Origin of the sequence: Bacillus sp. NH11B (assembly GCF_001884205.1) — a bacterium.
Lineage (GTDB): Bacteria > Bacillota > Bacilli > Bacillales > Bacillaceae_G > Bacillus_A > Bacillus_A proteolyticus.
Map to the genome: position 1 here is coordinate 86871 of NZ_MAOG01000012.1, position 20064 is coordinate 106934.

Below are 20064 nucleotides of genomic sequence, written 5' to 3' on the forward strand. Positions count from 1 at the left end.
GGAAATACCTTCCATCGATTCAAATGACAAAAACCTTACAGTTTTGAAAGGTTTAAAAAAATTGCTTATACAAAACAGTTTATTTATAATAACTTCATTCATATTCATACACGCATCCTATTGTATATTCGTTAGTTTTGCGAAATAATAAAGGATAGAAGTATGTACCAATATACATATAAACTTATTTACCGCTTTAATACGAATAGGAGGAAACATAATGACATTACAAGAACAGATTATGAAAGCATTACATGTTCAGCCTGTAATTGATCCGAAAGCAGAAATCCGTAAACGTGTTGATTTCTTAAAAGATTATGTAAAAAAAACAGGTGCGAAAGGATTTGTACTTGGAATTAGTGGTGGACAAGACTCTACATTAGCTGGACGTTTAGCTCAGCTTGCAGTTGAGGAAATTCGTAATGAAGGTGGGAACGCAACGTTTATCGCTGTACGCCTTCCTTATAAAGTGCAAAAAGATGAAGATGATGCACAATTAGCATTACAATTTATTCAAGCCGATCAATCTGTTGCATTTGATATCGCTTCAACTGTTGATTCCTTCTCAAATCAATATGAAAACTTATTAGGTGAATCATTAACAGATTTCAATAAAGGAAACGTAAAAGCACGCATTCGCATGGTTACACAATACGCAATCGGCGGACAACAAGGACTACTTGTTATCGGAACAGATCACGCTGCAGAAGCTGTAACAGGATTCTTTACAAAATTCGGAGATGGTGGTGCAGACCTATTACCATTAACGGGATTAACGAAACGCCAAGGACGCGCTCTATTACAAGAGCTAAATGCGGACGAGCGACTTTACTTAAAAATGCCAACAGCTGATTTATTAGATGAAAAACCAGGTCAAGCTGATGAAACAGAGTTAAGTATTACGTATGATCAACTAGATGACTATTTAGAAGGTAAAGCAGTTCCAGCTGACGTTGCTGAAAAGATTGAGAAGCGTTACACAGTAAGTGAACATAAGAGACAAGTTCCAGCATCAATGTTTGATGATTGGTGGAAATAGAACATAAAAAAGAAGCTAATCTCTTTTAGCTTCTTTTTTTATGTTAGCGATATACTCCTACTCTTTTCTCCAATAAATCTTGCAAGCAATCTTCATGTTGTTTACAAAATAACGGAGGCATTTTGTCTAACGGGAAAAACTTCAAATCCAACGTTTCATCACCGTCTACTTTTTTCTCTCCTCCGGTAATTGAGCATGAAAAAACTATCACAATTGACTGGGCTCTGTCTCCATTTGGATATGTTTGAAAATATTTTGTATACACCCCGATAAGCTCATTTATTTCTACATCATAACCTGTTTCTTCTTTTATTTCTCGAATCGCAGTTTCTGCGGCAGATTCTCCGATTTCCATTGCACCGCCCGGAAATCCCCAAGCGTTAAAATCACCTCTTTTTTGCAGTAATACTTCTCCATGTTCATTCAACACACAACCACCTGCAAAGTTTAAGAAAACGCAGTCGTGCCCTACTTTTTCACGTAATTCTTTTATATAATTAGCCATGCTCTTCCCCTTTTCATACATCTTCTATCGCTGTTTTGCAATGATATTCTAATAAACAAAGTAAATGATATGAAAAACAAAACGATAAGTCCGATTACTAAACAATTATATATCAATGTAAATATATTATTTTCGAACAAATTCATTCAGCTTTCACATCCTCTATTTCCAATTATTTTATCACACAATTCAAAACAGTCAATATAATGATTATAAAACGCAAAAAGAGCACCTTTTAAAGATGCTCTTTTTCATTAATACGTAAATGTAATTGTCGCTAACGAATAACCTGTCATTGCACTATATGGCGCAACTTGATAAGATACACGCTTTGCACCTTTTGGCCAAGTTATTTCATCTAGTACTTTCTTTATATCTTGCATTGTTCCATCCATTGACTGCTTATATCGTACTTCTACTTTTTCTGGCTTGGAAGCAAATTGTTGCTGTAATTTTTTCTTAAACTCATTGTAATTTTCCGCTCCGTATTGTGCAGACAAGTACTTTAAATTTGTTTCTTTTAACATTTGTTCATATGCAGCAGTTTTTGAACTACCAGCTTTTATTTTGTTTGTTAATTCACCAAAGTAACTTGTAGTTGCTGCTGGATATTTGCTACGATCCCATTCGTGATCTTTACTTAACTGCTCGTCTGACATATTAAAATATGAATATGTCACACGCCCAGCTTTATCCGGAACTGGATCATCGAATGTAGTATCGAGGTGGTACCACTTGTTATCAATGTTCACTAAATTCCATGCGTGAGCTTGTCCATTCCCTGTACCTGTTACAATATGATTTTGAATACCAGCTTCTTTTAGTAACTCATATGTTAACAATGTATACCCTTGGCAAACGGCAGAGCGATTCGCTAACGCTTCATATGCTGTATACGCTTGATAAGACGTATCATAAGATACATGTTTTACAACGTAATCATGAATAGCTTTTACTTTCTCATGTTCATCCATTCCTGGTTGTACAATTGAACCGATAATTGCATTCGCCTGAGACTTTACATACTGTGTTTGCTCTTTTGATTCACGATACTTCACTTGTAATGTAAACGTATAATTCCCTGGCATCCCTTTTATAGAATATTTAGTAGACTCCACATTATATTTTACATACTCATCCGCATCCACAATTTTATTATATTCTTTGTATAATTGGTCCATAACATCTCTAGCATTTCTATCTTTTGTTTTATATGCGATTGTAATATTTTCATCTCGATTATCAATCTGTTTTTTTAATTCTTTTCTGAAATCATTTAACAACTTTGCATCTGATTGTGTTGTCACTGCAGTTGGGTTCGTAGCCGCATACGATACGGATGACGCGTGTAAGCCTCCCATTACTATAGTTGAACAAAGCAGGGTAGCTGTCACATACTTATTTGTCTTTCTCATCTCGTCACTCCTTACATTCTATAACTATACGAAAAAGTATCGTATAGTTTCAGAGTATACAATACTTTTTCGTATAGGTCATATGAGATTATGCATATTTAACATTGTAAAAAGGTTGTTCTTTTTACAAGAACAACCTTTTTCATTAACAAGTTTGTAATACGCAGCATGCATTTTCAAAACGTCGATTTTTTAAGTCTTCATTTCCAATACAGAAATAAAGCATCCCTAAATCTCCCCACATCATATTACAATTTTTAGTATCTGAATCAATTTGGAATAAAAGCGTCATTTGCTGCGGATCTATGTTCATATATTGTCCAGTCTCGTACAATACCTCATCTTGTACAGAGAATGGCTCACCAAACATTTGATGGTTATCGTAGTTGTCTGGAATTAGCTCTTCAAGTAATTGCAAGAAACGATCTGAATCAGCCTCATCTTCAATGAAAAGCTCTGGCAATTTATACGTTAATTCAAATGAAATTGCACATTGGTTAAATTCCCCCTGAACTTCATCTACTCTTCGTAAATGCTCTACAGGGATATCATAATAAAGTACACGCCCGGCCTCGTTTGGATTTACATCTTCTTCAAAATAATTTTCAATACTAAAGAAATATAACATTCCTGCCTTAGGAAGATTGTGCTCCATACCAACATTTTGTAAATCATTTAAATTAAATTGAGCGATAAACTGTAACGGATTTCCTTTATATGTTGGATATTCAAATGAATCCGGTAAATCAGGAACTCCCCCCATTTTCGAACTACCTATCGCAATCATTTCTTGTTGCTTTGGCACAACTTTTACACAAGGAAATACAGTATTAATAAGTTCCTCTTTTAAATGTGACAGTCCATATTTATCAATTAATACTTCAATTTTTTTATCCATAAATTCTCCTTACATTTACATACTTATTTGTATCATAGCACAAAGATTATACTCCATTTATCGTAAAATCAACAAGCCTTCAAAAAAACGGGCTCATCCTTCATACGCGAACAAGTTTAAAAAAGCATAGTATACATTGTTCCTACAAACACGATAGTTCATTATTTCTTCCAGTACATTTTCCCCTCGTTCATTTTTATTTTTAATTTAAGGAGGAATTCCACATGGGTTACGGATATAGTTGCGGTGGCTACGGCGGTGGTTACGGTTACGGCGGTAGTTGCGGTGGTTGTGGTTATGGAGGTTTCGCTTTATTAATCGTTTTATTTATCCTTCTAATCATCATCGGAGCTAGCTGTTGGGGCGGCGGATTCGGCTGCTAGTAAACTTAAAAACTATTGTAAAAAAGCACGTACAATACGTGCTTTTTTGCCATTTTCAAATCTTTTATTCGAAAGGAAGTATGATTGATGAAGATTGATGGTGTTTTTGAAGGAGGCGGTGTACGCGGAATTGCGCATGTAGGGGCAATTTGCGCGTTAGCTGAAAAAGGCTATGAATGGGAGCGTGTAGCTGGAACATCAGCTGGTTCAATTATCGCAGCGCTCCTAGCAGCAGGATACTCTTGTTCAGAGTTAAAAACGATAATAACTGATATTGATTATAATAAATTTACGAAGAAAACCTTTATTGACAGACTCCCGTTTATCGGTAAAGGATTAAGCGCATGGACTACTCTTGGTATTTACTCTAATATTTTTATAGAAGAATGGATTGAAGAATTACTTCGAAAAAAAGGAGTTCACTTATTTACAGATTTACCTGATTTAAATAAGCTTAAAATTATCGCTTCTGATATAAGTAATGGTAAAATGGTTGTCTTCCCCGATGATTTGCCGAACTATGGATTTTTAAATTATCGCTTCTCTATTGCTAAAGCTGTAAGAATGAGTAGTACAATCCCCTTCTTCTTTGAACCCGTGAAATGGAGAACCCCAAAATGGAAGCAACCTTGTTATATGGTTGATGGAGGGATTTTAAGCAATTACCCAATTTGGATTTTCGACTCACCTACCTCTCCTCGCTGGCCGACTTTTGGGTTTCATTTTGTAAAAGATGCGATCCAAGCTGATCCTGCCCACTATAACGAACCTATCTCCATGTTCAAAGGACTATTTAAAACTATGATGCAAGCCCATGATTTACGTCATTTAGACAAGGAATCTAAAGCAAGAACGATTACAATTCCAACGGGATCCATTACAAGTACAAACTTTGAGTTAACAAAGGAAGAAAAAGAGTGGCTTTACAATTCTGGCTATAACGCTGCAAATAAGTTTGTACAATCTTGGAACTTCAGACAATATATTGATGAATATAGAAACGGAAATCAGGACCGAAAAACAAATCGGTATTTCCGGCAACTTGACTCATAATACTATTATTTTTCATATGAGAACACTTAACGCTTTCAAAAAAACAAGCCTAGTAATATCATATATTACTAGGCTTATTTACTTCTTGTATAATTATTATACGTTGCTTAAGGGTAAGTTAACCCTTCAGCTTCCTCAGCAGTAATAACTGTGTATCGATTTCCCGTTCGTAATCCTAACAATTCTGCTTTTTCAATTGCATCCTGCTTCGTCTCCGCATAAGCGGCTAAATATTTATCCCCATCGATAATTTGGCAAATTACATATTGTTTCATTATTTTCTCCTCTTACATTTTCATTAGTTGTGCAAGTTTTTTTATACCTATTTCAATTTCTTCTAACGTTGCGTATGAATATGATAGGCGCAAAAATTGGTTTGCACTTCTATCATACAAAGTACCTGGATTTAATAAAATCTTTTCTTGCAAAGCTTTGTCAAATAAGCTACGGTTTGAAACGGGTACATTCATATGTAACCAAATATAAAAACCACCTGTCGGTTCATACCATGTTGCTATATCATGACAATATTTCTCTAACATTTGTAACATAAAATCTCTGCGCTTTTTCAATTTAATTCTTACAAACTGTAAATGTTCATCATACAATCCATTTGTAAACCATTCCGCTGCAATTTGCTGGGATATAGAACTTGAACCATAATCTGTTTGCATTTTTATGTCTGCCAATCTTTGAATGACTGGCTCAGATCCAACAATCCATCCAATTCTTAATCCTGGACTAATTACTTTAGACATACTCCCTATATGTAGTACAATTCCGTTTTTATCATATGCTTTTAAAGGCTTTGAAACAGGCTCATCAAACCATAAGTCTTGGTACACTGCGTCCTCTATAATAGGCAATCCAATTTCATTACAGATTTCCATCACTTCTATGCGTTTCTTCGCATTCATACTAAAGTTCGTCGGATTATGAAAAGACGGGATTGTATATAAAATAGATGCATTAAATTGCTTCTTATATTTCGTAATATACGATGCATTTAAACCATTCTCATCCATTGGTATTCCAATTAAACGCATTCCTGCTGATTGAAATACATTAAGCGAATATAAATATGATGGTTTTTCTAATAAAATTGACGCTCCTTTCGGAAGAAGCCCCATAGAAATAAGTTGCAGTGCTTGAATTGCCCCTGAAACAATTAAAATAGAGTCAGGAGATACATATACCCCATGCCCTTTTAAGTATTCCGCAATTTTTTCTCTTAAATAAAGATTTCCTTTCGGTTCCTCATACCCAAGTGTAACATTTGATTGTAAAATTTTATTAATAATTTCCTTCATCTTTTTCTCAGGTAAGAGACTCGGCGCGAGCTCACCTGTTCCTAATCGAATTACATTGGGAGTAAATTCAGCTTGATTAATCTCTTGTACAGCAGGAAGATTTGGATAATGAAGCCCTGTTTCCACATAAGACCGCCAGTTAGGAGGGGGTACATATGTGGCAGTACTCTCACTATTATTTATAACAATTGTTCCCTTCCGGCCATTCCCCTCAATATACCCTTTTGCTACTAATTCATCGAAAGCCATTACAATTGTACTTCGATTTACTTCAAACGTATGCGCCAAATCTCTTTGTGAAGGTAATTTAGTTCCAACTGTCCATTCCCCATTAACAATTCTTTCTTTTATATAAGATTCTATTTGTTTATATAATGGAATAGGTGAAAACATATTAGGCTTCCAAACTAACCTTTCCATCATATCACCTCACATTTTTTTGGTTGGTAACCTATCCAACCATATGGATGGATACAAACTTTCTTTTCTTTTATACAATATACACTATCATAATTAATCACATTAAGTAGGAGGTAATATGATGAATGAAGCAATTATTCACGGTATCATCCTTGCATTTGGTCTTATTATTCCATTAGGTGTCCAAAATGTTTTTGTCTTTAACCAAGGTGCTAGCCAACCAAATATTTGGAGAGTAGCCCCTGTAGTATTAACTGCATCTATATGTGATACGTTGCTAATTTTAATTGCTGTACAAGGTGTATCCCTTGTACTCCTTACTTTTTCTTGGTTAACAACTACTCTGTATATGATTGGATTTTTCTTTCTTATGTATATGGGCTGGGTTATTTGGAGAAGCGATCCTTCAAATGATGTAAAACAAGAAAAAAGCATGCCTTTAAAAAATCAAATTATTTTCGCCGCATCGGTTTCATTACTAAATCCACACGCAATTTTAGATACAATTGGTGTAATTGGAACAAACTCTATACAGTACATAGGAAGTGAGAAATGGGCTTTCACTTTGGCAACAATTATAGTTTCTTGGATTTGGTTTATTAGTTTAGCTTTTGCTGGAAAATTTCTAAAAGGATTAGACTCGACAGGAAAAACGATTACAGTATTAAATAAATTTTCAGGACTAATCATATGGGGAGTCGGGCTTTATATGTTAATACAAGTTATTTTCCCTAACTAAATAGCGTAAAACTTTAATCAGTGGGGGTTTCCCCACTGATTATTAGCCCACCAATAGCAGACAAAGAGAACCGCATGTTAATCATATAACACGCAATTCTCTTTCTAATTATGAATTCGGTTCCGATTTCTGTTTTACCATCATTGTATCTTTTGCTGGTTTAATCCAAATGATCGCTATGACGGCACCAATAATGGCGAAGATACTTGTTAAATAAAATATTTCATGATCCGCCCCTTTCATAAAAAAAGAATAAAGGGGTGGTCCAGCTGCTACACCGATAAATCGCATCGAACTATAAAATGACGTAACTGTCCCTCTCTGCTCTTTTTCAATTCCTTGTGTAATCAGAGCATCTAAACATGGTAACGCGATACCAATCCCTATCCCCATAATAACGAGGCAAAGAAGTAACAAATAGATTCCTTTTAGAAATAAAGGTAAAATGACAGATACAGCAGCCAGTAAAAATCCAATATAAATACACTTTTTCATAATATCTTGTTTATCTCCAATTTTTTTACCAGCCATATATGAGCTAAGTGATAGTACAAGCAAAGGAATAGCGAGTACACACCCTTTCCATATACCATGAATGTCGTACTTCGACTCCAGTATAGTTGACAGATAAAAAAGAATTCCGAATAAAATAAGCATAATAATTGCACCTAATATAAAAATGGCAATTAACCATCTCCCCTTTTCTCGAAACGTTGAGATGATAGATTGAATAAATTCTTTCAATGGCGGGACTGCTTCTTCTTGTTTCTTCGCCTTTACTAGCACCAATAATAAAACAATCGATATTACACATAAAACTGGAATTGCCCAAAATGGTAAGAACCATACAATCGCCGCAAGAGCTGATCCTAATATGGGACTTAATACTTTTCCAAATGTATTTGACGTCTCAATGATTCCTAAGCCTGCACTAACCTGTTTTTCATCTTTGTATAAATCACCTACACACGGTATGACGACTGGCATAGCACCAGCAGCACCTATCCCTTGAATTGCTCTTCCGATAAGAATCCAAACGTAAGGGTTATCAACTTTCCATGATACCCATCCCGTTATCGCTCCTCCAATCGCTGCAATTAATAAACTTGGAACCATTACCATCTTTCTACCCCATCTATCTGATAAATAACCAGCAATCGGTATTAGGATAATTGCAATGATAGAATAAATTGTAATAATCATGGATACTTGGAAAGATGAAATATGTAATTTCTTTTCAATGGTTGGCAGGATTGGAATAAGCATTGAATTACCTAACGTCATAACAAGTGGAACTGATGCAAGTGCAATTAAACAACAGTTTTCTTTTTTTAACATGCTGATTTCGGAACCTTTCATCATATATTTCTTACCATATAATAGCCCTGCTGGAAATTATGTTCACATTCCACCAGGGCTATTTCATCTTTACTACATTCCATTTACAACAAAAGAAATTGGATAAAATATAGCATTACTCCTATTCTTTGAATCCTGTTCACAATATATCCATACCAATTAATTGAAAATAAATAAAAAAGAAAGGAAGAATCCTTCCTTTCTCCTATAACCTTCTACATTTAGCGAGTATATCCGCCACCAAGCTGTTGTTCTGCCATCGCTACAAGGCGTTTTGTAATTTCACCGCCTACAGAACCGTTTGCACGTGAAGAAGTATCAGCTCCAAGTTGTACACCGAACTCTTGTGCAATTTCATATTTCATTTGATCTAGAGCTGCTTGTGCTCCATGTGATGCCAATTGATTAGCGTTACGATTTCTAGCCATTACCGATCACCTCCTTATTTATATATAAATTGTGTTAAATTCAAAATTAAATACATGGTAATTTTTGGTTATTTTCAACTATAAAAAAAGAGACTCTAAATAGAGACTCTTTTATCATTTTATATTACGAAGTTACTACCTCTAATGTTCTACCTGTTAATACTTTCATTTCTTCTTTTAATATATCTTTCGCATTGTGTCCAAACCATTCTAGCGAAGCAAAATAATCAGTACCTCTCACTTCCCGGATGATATCATCATAATTTACAATACCTTCAAATAATGGAACCATACCAATACGACTTCCCGCTGCGGCATATACATTATTAGGTTCAAATACATGTAAATAATCCGCTGACGATATATTCTTAAAATGGTAATGTTGTATCCACGGCCTTAGTCGATGAAAACTGTCTATTGGATCTGCACCAGACTCCCATATATGAAGAAAATCAAGGTTTATTTTCAAATTCGGATGATTTACTTCCTCTAATAATTCCAAAGTAGAAGGCAACGTATCCGTTAATGTATTTGGATGTGTTTCTAAAAGTACATACATATTATGCTTAGCAAACAAATCACAAATGTTGCGAATTCGCTTTACGTACTCTTTCCTTTCCTGTTCCGAGAAATCTTCGCTTCCTTTTTGTCCAGCAAACGTACGAATTTTATTCGTTTTAAACCAGTTAGCTAGTATTGAAAGTTGTTCACATTTCTCTATCGTTTTTTCAAAATCTGCCGATAATGATATGTCTAAATAATCACTGATCATCGTAATTTCCAAGTTTTTATCCTTTAAACAATTCAATTCTCGTTCTGTCGTTTCATACTCTTGCATATACAAATTTTGTGCATGAGTCCCCCACAATTCAATTCCTTCAAAACCGTTTTCATATGCAAATTGAACAATATCAGTAAATGAAATTAATTGATGACGAAAGGAAATAGTACATAACGAATATCTCATAGGTTTGAACTCCCTTATTTTAAATTCAGCTAGCTTTTTAATACGCTAAGACAGACTGGTTTGTTTTCATTTCTTTCCATAACAAAAACTGTCTCTCTAATTCAGCCTTAATTTGCAGTTCAATTGCATTCATTTCATCCAGTTTTTCAACAATTGATACTAACATACCTTTATTATTCGTCATTGCCATTTTAATTGCACGATACTGTACATTTGTAAATCCTTGTACAATATCTTCCACTCGATCACACCAATAATCAAATTCTTGCTCTGCATATTGTAACGTTTCACGGAAGTATGCAAAGGCATGCTCATAACTATATTTACGAATCGCAAGTACTGGAATTTGCTTTACTGCTTCTACAAGCCTAGAAAGCTCATACCCATCTTCCTCATTTGCCATTTTTATAATTAAATTTTTCAGCTCCATAGTCAGTTCATTGTCGTCCTTTTTAAATGTTTCAGTGAAATAACTAGCTACCATTTCTTGTGTTGGCTCCCCAATTCCTTCTACATCAATGAAATATCCTCCACCAAATGGGTTGTCTTGAACAGAGTGAAGTACTTTTTCTCTTTCCATATTCCCTTCCCAGCGAAAATCAGGATCTAGCATGAACCATTCTTCTTCTATCTCTGTTTTCGATATCATTAAATAATGCGGAAACGGTTTTTGATGAAATTTATTTTCCCTCTCTGGTAATAGGGACATATCAACCATTACAATTACAAAACGATGTTCAGGCTTATTTTCTACTAATTCTAAAAATGTTTCTACATTACTACTTTTATCTTTTGCATGATCATACCATTCGTTCACTTTAATACCGTACAATTTTTCATACCAAAGTAAGTAATTATCATGGTTAATATTTTCGGAATGATATGAAATAATTCCGCCTTCTGTTATATCAAAATCTCCATCCCATAGTCCAAAATAAAATGGACGAAAATCTATATCACTACGCCTTTTTATAATTTCACAAAAACAACTCACTAAACAGTGCACTTTAATTGAAGTCATACTCTCACCCACTTTCTCCAATGTTAGTTATTCATATTTACTTCTTGTAATGGCTGTAACTCCTCCATAAAATCAAGTAAAGATCCTACAGTAAGAAACGCCTTGGGATCTACCTCATCCTCTGGGACACATAACTTCAAATCCATCTCTATGTATACGATAAGCTGTAACATCATTACCGAATCTATATATAAATCTTGATTTAATCGCATCGTTTCTTCTAGATGCGTTACATTTTTCAGTTCCATTTTTCCTGTCATAATTTTCAATACTGCATCCTTTAACGTTTCACGTCTCATACTGTAACCTCCCCCATCTCTAGTAACTTTCTACTTACTTTTCCAGTTTTATTTTTCGGAATTTCAGTTACACTTTCAATTTCATATGGGACTTTATAAGACGGTAAGCGCTGAATGCACCATTCCCTTATTTGCACTGGATCAATATGAGAGATTACTTTCGCTTTAACAATTTCGCCCATCACAGGATGTTTTCCTCGATATACAATCGCCTCTTGAACACCTTCTAATCGAAGCATCATTTCTTCTACCTCTATAGGAAAGACTTTTAATCCTGAAACGTTAATTACATCATCCATGCGCCCCATAAAATGAAGGCCACGCTCGGATTTATACCCCAAATCTTTCGTAAAAATTTCTTTATCGTTAATCTTTACTACGATTTCTTCAGGCACGTTTTCATCTGAACCTATGCTTATACTCGCATGAGGTAGTGGCTTTCCTAAATCCAAATGACTTTCCATATCATGGCATATACTAATACAACCAGCTTCAGAACAACCATATTGCTGCATCATATACGTTGTCATTTCTTTTAGTTTATAAAACAATGCTTCTGGCAAAGGGGATCCGGATGTCATAATTTTATGAAACTGAAACGTTCCTAACGGAAAACTCCCCATAATATGTAACATAAGTGGTACTGCATATATGATATGTTTTTCTGTATTGCGAACTATATTTAATGCGAATTTAGGGTTTTTATTGGTAATGATTATCGGTTTACTTCCCCTCATAATTGCAGATAACGTACCACATATTAAACCGTATGAATGTGAAACAGGGGCCATAACGATCGGCACTTCATCTACTTCACAGTTTAAAGCTTCATTATACGCAGTAATTTCTGTATCAACTTCCGCCCATGCTCTACGAATCAGTTTCGGTTCTCCCGTGGTTCCTGAGCTATATTGCAATAAAGAAGGCTCTTCTAGTAATGAATTCACTACTTCTAATTTTGTAAAGTCGCTACATTCCCCATATAACAGTCCCGTACACTTTGCACGTCTTGCCATTTCAATAGCCGTATCTTTTGGCGTATCTTCATGTATAAGAAGTACAGATGATTTCTTTTCTTTTAAGAAAAATACAATCGTAATAATATCAAATGGGTCTTTCAAACAAAGTGCAAATCTAGTTTCCTTTGCCTCTTGAAATTGTTCCATCTCCTCGTAAACTTGTAATCTCGATTCAAAATCATTTTTGCTATACTCCTGTTTATTAACGATTAGCATAATTTCCCCCTGTAACAACTGATTTTTGTATTGTAAGTTGCTTTGCTTTATACAATGGATTTGGAACTTCATGAACAAGTGATTCCACATCCAAATATAATCGACGCTTCGTTAATTGCTCGGCATAAAATGTAGGAGTGTATAATTGAATGTTTTCAAATCTATCTTTTAAATGTGGATATTTGCTTAAATGATTTTCAATTTCTTCAACAACCATCATCCAAAAACTTTCTTCTTTCCATTCATATTCATCCGCAAGTACGAAAGCTAATTCTCCTAAATTAAATAAGAAAAGGGCATCTAATACCATTTCTTGCAAACATTCCATACGATCCATTTCAAAGAAATCATTCATTTTTCCATTCGCATACGTTTTATGCATTTTAATAAAATCAGGACATTTTTCAACTTCTTTTAAGAATGGACGATAAAACTCAATCCCTTCATGGAAGTCCTTTAATGCAATACGGACAGGGATCCCTTCTCTATGGACGAAAATCATATTTTGACCGTGGGATTCTAATGCAATTCCATGCTCTATAACAAGATGTAAAACAGGTATTATCGCTTTTCGAATGAGTAATTGCAGCCAATTTTCTATTCCATATTTGTTTAACCATGGATCAATAATTGGTGTCCCATCTTTCTCTTTTGCATATAAGCCGTTAAAGGGAATTGCATCCTCTTGTGTATCCAAATACTCGCAAACGCTTTCACGCCAAATACATCCTAATGAACCATATACAGATTTCTTATTCGTATCATACGTTACACTCGAAAACTCATGTAACAAAATTATGCGCGATTCATCTCGTAAATACGAATCATTGCTTACGACATCATTTAACCAATTCGATATAGCTGGTGCACTCACAACAGAATATGGTTTCAACGTACGGAGCGTTGAAGTGTTGAGTATATTCAGCGATAACTTTACATATGGTTTCTTTGGATTCGTAACATTTCTTAACGTCCTCATAGATTGTTGCGCACAATATTCATCCTCTGATTTTCCTAAATAAATAATAAATTTATCCTGTATATGATCAGCATAATTCGAGATAATGAAATTCTCCCACTGCCATGGATGAACAGGTATAAACACGTACTGTTTTGGATTACATCCCACATTATGAATTCGTTCCAAATACTCTTCTAATTTACGCTCTCCAATCTCCTCTATTAAAATGTTGTCATAAGTCACTTCATTCTTATAACCTACACTTGAGTATTTTTTATGAGCTGCAATCCATATGAGTTTCATTGGCTGCATAAACTCATATCCGTATTGAAAATTGTCACGATATTGAAAACCAATACGTGCTTTATAACTAGGATGATAGGGATGACCATCTATTAAATGACTTTCAAACTCATCATAAGATTTTTGAGTGTATTCTTCCTTATTATCTCTTTCATATTGTGCAATCGTGTCTTTAAATATCGTTTGTTCTAATTCGTGAATAAAAGAATCTAATCTGGCTTGTTCCACGTTAACAACTCGAAAAATTTCTTCCAAAAATTGCGACACAGATTGTATTTCTTGTTGTTCATCTTGGACTCTTACTATTAATGAGTCTAAAGAAATACGACCGAATGTCATCCGCTCTCTTCCATAACATTGGTACGAAACACTTTTGTCTTCTTCATCAAGTCCTTGTATAATAAACAGAATTTGTCCTTCCTTCTCAACACGAACTGGCGTTATAATCCCCTCATAAATTAACGATTCTACTAATTGACGTAACACCCTTCTTCGCACTGAAATGTAATCTTCTGATTCGAGTGCCCTCAATATTTTCGTGTGATACATGTCCACTCTCATAAATCCCTCCACTTTATTACGAAATCCCATTATTTGTATTACGTGAAATTTTAACGCTATTTAGGAACGAACAGCCACTTCTCTAACGAGCGGATTATGTACTTGTACATAAATAGCTTGCTCTAACGGATTACTTAACTCATCGACATCGAAAAATCTCGTTAGCAAATTCGCTTTGCATGCCAACTTATCCTCGTCCAACAATTCTCTTAAAAATGTAGAAGATTCCCGGTTATATGGAAGGAATGATTCGAGTACAGACCTTAATTCAGAAAGTAGAATTTCCTCCTTAATTAACCCTGCTGTACCAAAACCGTTAATAAGTCCAAACATATGATTAAAAATTAAATAGTAACGAAACCTTTCATCTACAATATAATCGTCATATAAATTTCCAGTACGTTCTCCAATACCAGCTAGCTCATTATTAAGTATCTCTTTCATTGAATTACAGAAATAAAACCCTTGATTATCACGGAAATAATATTTTACTGGATAACCATCCTTTAGCTGAACAACGCTATTTTGCTGATGTGCCTCTAATCCAACTCCATACTGTAAATACATCCATACCATCGGCTTTAAAGAAATATTCATATACCGTCTAAACCACTCTAAACTTACCTCTTCACAGCTTCTACTTTCTAAATCTGCTAGGCGATGGATGATATTCGATAAACGATTACGTTCTCCAGGTATAGCGTCTTGAACTAGCCCCGCAATTAATGTAGCGTCATTTGCATGTTCACTATAAAAAGGATTCTCTCGAATAATCACTTCAAATCCAGATTCTTGTGTCCCATAATTTAATGTAATAAAGGCTGGGTCACAAATAAAATCAAAACCTGGAAACCTTTCTCGTACTTCACCAATTGCCGTATTTAACATTTCCTTCCCTTCAAGACCACTCTCAAGTTCTTTCAATTTATTAATACGCATTGAATTCGTTACTTTCACTGGAAATGAAAACTTAAGCATATACTTCGAATCAGGATGATATAGCGTTCTCAGTGATGATGTTGCCATATAATACTTGCCTATAGGACCAACATACTCAAGCAATTCTTGATCTATCCAATCCTGTACGTAAAGTTGGTGTAATAGCCATTCTGCTTGAAGCGGATGAATAGGAATTAATGAATACTCATCTTCCTTACAGTACTTCTCTATAAATTCCTTACTAACTATCTCATCATTACTTAATTCTTCTTTTATAATTGTTGTTGTAGAATCTGATAATAACGATTTTTCATTTACTATACTTTTATGTGCCCGAAAATAATGAAGCTGACATTCTCCTTTTAATTCTGGAGAATACATTGCACTTTTCCAATCCAATATACCCTGTCTACTCTTTGGGGTAGGATGAGTTAAATGCCCAAATAATAAAGACTGCTCCGCTTCTATAAAAGTTGTATGGAAACCATATAATGCAGATGTATCTTCTGTTCTACCTTTTGTAAATTCCTCAATATTTTGGCAACTACGAATGACTCGAAGCATAAGTTCAGCAGGATTCGTACCTTCTCCATAGTTGATAGACATCTCTTTTATTAAAAACGTAATAACTGTAACATAATCTGCTTTTATAACAGTTTTGCACTCTCCAATTTGATAATAAAACTGTCCTCCAAACAAATGGCGATCTGTTGATGATTTATATAAAACTTCTCCATACAAAGTAACGTTCTGTGCTGATAGGCGACAACATAAATATGTGGGGACTGTATCTCTATTTAACGTATTACTGAAGATACTTTCCATTCTTTCATCCTCTGTAATCCATTCTCCACTCCCTGTTTCTCTTAAATAACAGTTTAAAAAGCTTTGTATTGTTGCATGTTCTGCGATTTGTTTCGCATGCTGCATACTGGTCCTCCTCTTTATATTAAAGCTATCGAAATTTTATTTAATAAACAATAATTGATAATGATATTCAATTATGATTCTAATTGAATATCATTATCAATTCAAGGGTATATTTCAGAATTTTTTCATCTGACCAAATTTTTATTATTTTTCAACATATCTTTAATCTCATTAAAAACATGATTAAAAATATCTTCCTTTCAAACTAATTACTTAATATTTTCTGCATTTTTCATTATTATCGATCCAAAACAAGCAAGCAGGTATACTAAACGTATACCTGCTTGCTTGTTTGTTTACATAATATTATTATTTTATATTGAATCCTGTAATTTTTTATATAAAATATTCAAATCTCTCCAGCAATACGCTGTTTCTTCTACCTGTACTCTCTCTAAAAATTTCTTATCAATTTTTTCAGGGTTAAATTTTTCATAAAACGTTTTACAAGAATTATTAGTAACGACCCAAACTAAAAGAGATTGCATATCATTTTTTATACATTCTGATAGCAATGCTTGAAATAACTTTTGGCCTATTTTCAGTCCTTGATACTGTTGTAAAAGGTAAATTGCATATAATTCCCCATCACAATTATATGTACCGCTCCTTTCAACTCCCCCATCAATGAATCCGATTATAGTTCCATTTAATGTCTCTGCTACAAATCTAAATTGATGATTACCTTCTTTTTGAAAAATACTTTCCCACTGTTTTTCTCGTTGTTCATATGTTATATTATCTAAAATTTCATTAGCGAATATCCCTTTATACGTTGTTTTCCAACTATCAGCGTGTACCTTTGCTATACCTAATATATCATCTTTTATCGCTCTTCTAATATGTACCTCCATCATTTTCTCCCCCTTATTTACTCCTCATTATATCAATTTTTTTCCTTAAAAATCCAAATAAAAAAGAGTGAATTCACTTCACTCTTTTTTATCTACTTTCAACTTCAACTGAGACAACACGATCAATCTCTTTTAGAGAACTGTATAACTCAGTTGTATATAAATCTTCTGGAACTAAAATAACCATCTCCAATTGCTGAAACGCTCCACTATCTATATCTTTAATTTTCACTCGTTTCACATGCATACCTAAATTTTTAATTTGCTTAAATATACCATCTAATTCTTGATGCTCTTTTACAGTAATTTTTATAGATAAGTCCTTTTGTCTTAATGAATACGGGCCTGCAATTTTCACAATTTGAGGAAGTACATTAATCGCTAAAATAATTAAAACCATAGCAACCGTCGCTTGTATATAAAATCCTGCTCCAATTGCAATACCTAAAGCTGAAGCAGCCCACACCATAGAAGCTGTCGTTAATCCCGAAATAACGTCATTACTTCTTCGTAAAATGACACCTGCACCAAGAAAACCAATCCCACTAACAATTTGAGCAGCTAGACGCATTGGATCCATATTTGTATGACCCGGTACAGAATAAACATTCACTGATTCAATTGAAACCATTGTAATTAAACAACTCGCTACGGAAATAACCATACTTGTTTTCACACCAAGCGGTTTATTCTTTAGCTGCCTATCTATTCCGATGAATAATCCTAAAAAGAGTGCTAAACCTAATTTGAATAAAAATTCATATGACATATTTCAATCTCCTTACTTTACAATGTTTCCCTTGGAATAATTCACTATAACTCTTTTATGATATCAATTCCAGTCTTTTCTATTCATCCAGCAACAAAAGCCGAAAAAACATTTTTATTACAATGTTTTTTCGGCTTTTTCTATAGTTTTTTATCGAGATTAAGATACTCCTTTATTTCTGTTCTTTAATCTTAATCTGTGCATCTTTGTAAAATGCTAATTTACTGTCATTATACTCTTTTGTATGTTTGTTAAATTGTTCTTTCGCCTTTTGAGCTTCCACATTTAACTCATTAACAGTTTTAACTTTTTCACCAATTTCTTTTAACTTCGTTTCTTTTACTTTTAATTTTTCATACAGCTCTTTTTCATTCGCTAACGCCTTCGTGTAATCCTCATTCATTTTTTGGAATGCTTCATAACGGTTTTTATACGACTCTTCTACTGCTTTAGCTTGTTTTTGTAATTTCTTATCTTCAAGCTTCTCTATATTGCTTTGAACTGATTTCGTCTCCTTCTGAGCTTTCTCTAACAGTTCTTTCTCGTTTTTCAATACTTTCTCACGTTCATTTACATTTGCAGTAGCTTCCTCTATCTTCTTCGTGACTGCTTCATTATGTTCTTTACCCTCTTGTAAAATTTGAGAATATAGTTCTTGCCCTTGCTTTTCTAATTGCTCTAACTTTTTCGTATCATCAGCTAACGATTTTTCTTGTGTCGCTGCTGTTTCAAAAGCCGTATATAAATTTTCTTCTGGTTTTTCACCGAAACAACCTGATAATAATCCTACTGATAATGCTCCAACTACTGCTACTTTTCCATACTTCAACTTCAATTCCTCCAATTACATACGGTTATCGTGCCAGAAATTCACTGGGAAGTGATTCTCTTCATGGTATGCTTCAAATTCATAACCTTTTTCTTTTAGACCCTTTAAAATTGCTGGTACAGCAGCAACTGATTGCGGGTGAATGTCATGCATTAAAATGACCTCTTGCGGTTTTGTTGCACCAGCTAATACATTTTGAGCGATTTGCGCTGCCGCTGCATCAACTGGTACTTTATTGTATTTCCAGTCTAAAGAGTCAATTGTCCAGTCCCACACTTTTAAACCATCCTCAACTACTTTATTTCGGAGACCTTCATTTAAACCAGGCATCGATCCGTATGGAGGACGTGTTAATTTAGGGGCTTTCCCAATAATATTTGCGATTAAGCCTTGATCTTCTTTCATTTCATTAACATACTCGCCATTTTTATATAACTTCGCAAAATTGTGTGTCATACTATGCATTCCAACATAATGTCCTTCTGCATTTTCACGTTTTACTAAATCAGGAAACTGTTTCACATTCGCACCAATTAAAAAGAATGTCGCCTTCGCATCATGCTGTTTTAACATATTCAATAATTCAGCCGTATATTTTCCTGGCCCATCATCAAATGTAAGGTAAGCAACTTTTCTTTCCTGTCCATTAAAACGACTTGGTGCCGTTTTATTCATTTCAACTTTCGGTTGTTCACTTGCAATCTGTATTACATTTTCTTGTTTCGCAACAGCTTTTGCTGGTGAAGTAATTGATTGAAACATAAAATACCCAATAGCTACTGTTGCAATCGCTATTATAACAACTACTACTTGTTTAATTTTAAAAGCCTTTTCCATTCTATCGAAT

General features: G+C 34.3%; 21 protein-coding genes and 1 pseudogene. 4 read left to right on the forward strand and 18 right to left on the reverse strand.

The window, feature by feature from the left end:
* The first annotated feature begins 220 nt into the window (after positions 1-220).
* Complete coding sequence (gene nadE / locus BAU27_RS01625; protein ID WP_071769954.1) at positions 221-1039, forward strand: ammonia-dependent NAD(+) synthetase; 819 nt, start codon at positions 221-223, stop codon at positions 1037-1039.
* Positions 1040-1082: 43 nt separating this feature from the next.
* Here nadE and BAU27_RS01630 read toward each other — a convergent pair whose 3' ends face one another.
* From BAU27_RS01630 to BAU27_RS01645, 4 genes and pseudogenes are all read right to left on the reverse strand, one after another.
* A complete protein-coding gene (locus BAU27_RS01630) occupies positions 1083-1544 on the reverse strand; it encodes an NUDIX hydrolase (protein ID WP_071745638.1) in 462 nt (153 codons plus the stop codon).
* 29 nt (positions 1545-1573) lie between these two features.
* Positions 1574-1690, reverse strand: a pseudogene (locus tag BAU27_RS01635) (DUF4083 family protein); the annotation flags it as partial.
* Positions 1691-1798: 108 nt separating this feature from the next.
* A complete protein-coding gene (locus BAU27_RS01640) occupies positions 1799-2959 on the reverse strand; it encodes a transglutaminase domain-containing protein (RefSeq protein WP_071769955.1) in 1161 nt (386 codons plus the stop codon).
* A 145-nt stretch (positions 2960-3104) separates the two neighbouring features.
* Complete coding sequence (locus BAU27_RS01645) at positions 3105-3857, reverse strand: YwqG family protein (RefSeq protein ID WP_071745641.1); 753 nt, start codon at positions 3855-3857, stop codon at positions 3105-3107.
* 224 nt (positions 3858-4081) lie between these two features.
* Between BAU27_RS01645 and BAU27_RS01650 the strand changes: the two genes are divergently transcribed.
* Complete coding sequence (locus BAU27_RS01650) at positions 4082-4240, forward strand: YjcZ family sporulation protein (RefSeq protein WP_002118476.1); 159 nt, start codon at positions 4082-4084, stop codon at positions 4238-4240.
* Between the two features lie 87 nt (positions 4241-4327).
* Positions 4328-5293, forward strand: coding sequence for a patatin-like phospholipase family protein (locus BAU27_RS01655; RefSeq protein WP_071745642.1), 966 nt, complete (start codon positions 4328-4330; stop codon positions 5291-5293).
* Positions 5294-5400: 107 nt separating this feature from the next.
* Here BAU27_RS01655 and BAU27_RS01660 read toward each other — a convergent pair whose 3' ends face one another.
* Positions 5401-5568, reverse strand: coding sequence for a DUF3933 family protein (locus tag BAU27_RS01660; protein ID WP_000816371.1), 168 nt, complete (start codon positions 5566-5568; stop codon positions 5401-5403).
* 12 nt (positions 5569-5580) lie between these two features.
* Complete coding sequence (locus BAU27_RS01665; protein WP_139254597.1) at positions 5581-7026, reverse strand: aminotransferase-like domain-containing protein; 1446 nt, start codon at positions 7024-7026, stop codon at positions 5581-5583.
* A 118-nt stretch (positions 7027-7144) separates the two neighbouring features.
* On the opposite strand from BAU27_RS01665, the gene BAU27_RS01670 reads away from it, so the two are divergent.
* Entirely contained in the window at positions 7145-7762 is a 618-nt protein-coding gene (locus BAU27_RS01670; RefSeq protein ID WP_071769957.1) for a LysE/ArgO family amino acid transporter, read from the forward strand.
* A 108-nt stretch (positions 7763-7870) separates the two neighbouring features.
* On the opposite strand, the gene bcbE is transcribed toward BAU27_RS01670, so the two are convergent.
* The 12 genes from bcbE to BAU27_RS01730 all read right to left on the reverse strand — a co-directional run bounded on the left by bcbE (position 7871) and on the right by BAU27_RS01730 (position 20054).
* Positions 7871-9124 (reverse strand): bacillibactin exporter BcbE, encoded by a 1254-nt coding sequence (gene bcbE / locus BAU27_RS01675; RefSeq protein WP_083595830.1) that lies wholly within the window; start codon positions 9122-9124, stop codon positions 7871-7873.
* Positions 9125-9342: 218 nt separating this feature from the next.
* Positions 9343-9549 (reverse strand): alpha/beta-type small acid-soluble spore protein, encoded by a 207-nt coding sequence (locus tag BAU27_RS01680; RefSeq protein WP_000113539.1) that lies wholly within the window; start codon positions 9547-9549, stop codon positions 9343-9345.
* A 124-nt stretch (positions 9550-9673) separates the two neighbouring features.
* Complete coding sequence (locus BAU27_RS01685) at positions 9674-10516, reverse strand: sugar phosphate isomerase/epimerase family protein (RefSeq protein WP_071745645.1); 843 nt, start codon at positions 10514-10516, stop codon at positions 9674-9676.
* Positions 10517-10553: 37 nt separating this feature from the next.
* Complete coding sequence (locus BAU27_RS01690) at positions 10554-11537, reverse strand: DUF6005 family protein (protein ID WP_071745646.1); 984 nt, start codon at positions 11535-11537, stop codon at positions 10554-10556.
* Between the two features lie 23 nt (positions 11538-11560).
* Positions 11561-11836, reverse strand: a complete 276-nt coding sequence (gene asbD, locus BAU27_RS01695) for a petrobactin biosynthesis protein AsbD (protein ID WP_071745647.1) — start codon at positions 11834-11836, stop codon at positions 11561-11563.
* Positions 11833-13071: an AMP-binding protein gene (locus BAU27_RS01700; protein WP_071769958.1), complete on the reverse strand. Its 1239-nt coding sequence runs from the start codon at positions 13069-13071 to the stop codon at positions 11833-11835. The genes asbD and BAU27_RS01700 overlap by 4 nt, the downstream gene beginning before the upstream one ends.
* Positions 13058-14896, reverse strand: a complete 1839-nt coding sequence (locus BAU27_RS01705) for an IucA/IucC family protein (RefSeq protein WP_071769959.1) — start codon at positions 14894-14896, stop codon at positions 13058-13060. The genes BAU27_RS01700 and BAU27_RS01705 overlap by 14 nt, the downstream gene beginning before the upstream one ends.
* Before the next feature lie 60 nt (positions 14897-14956).
* Entirely contained in the window at positions 14957-16765 is a 1809-nt protein-coding gene (locus BAU27_RS01710) for an IucA/IucC family protein (protein ID WP_071769960.1), read from the reverse strand.
* 314 nt (positions 16766-17079) lie between these two features.
* Positions 17080-17622, reverse strand: coding sequence for a GNAT family N-acetyltransferase (locus BAU27_RS01715; RefSeq protein WP_071769961.1), 543 nt, complete (start codon positions 17620-17622; stop codon positions 17080-17082).
* 85 nt (positions 17623-17707) lie between these two features.
* Positions 17708-18388 carry an MgtC/SapB family protein gene (locus BAU27_RS01720; protein WP_071745652.1) on the reverse strand — a complete coding sequence of 227 codons (681 nt, stop codon included), beginning with the start codon at positions 18386-18388 and terminating at the stop codon, positions 17708-17710.
* 172 nt (positions 18389-18560) lie between these two features.
* Entirely contained in the window at positions 18561-19217 is a 657-nt protein-coding gene (locus BAU27_RS01725) for a YkyA family protein (RefSeq protein WP_071745653.1), read from the reverse strand.
* A 15-nt stretch (positions 19218-19232) separates the two neighbouring features.
* Positions 19233-20054, reverse strand: coding sequence for a peptidoglycan-N-acetylglucosamine deacetylase (locus tag BAU27_RS01730; RefSeq protein WP_071769962.1), 822 nt, complete (start codon positions 20052-20054; stop codon positions 19233-19235).
* Positions 20055-20064 lie beyond the last annotated feature (10 nt).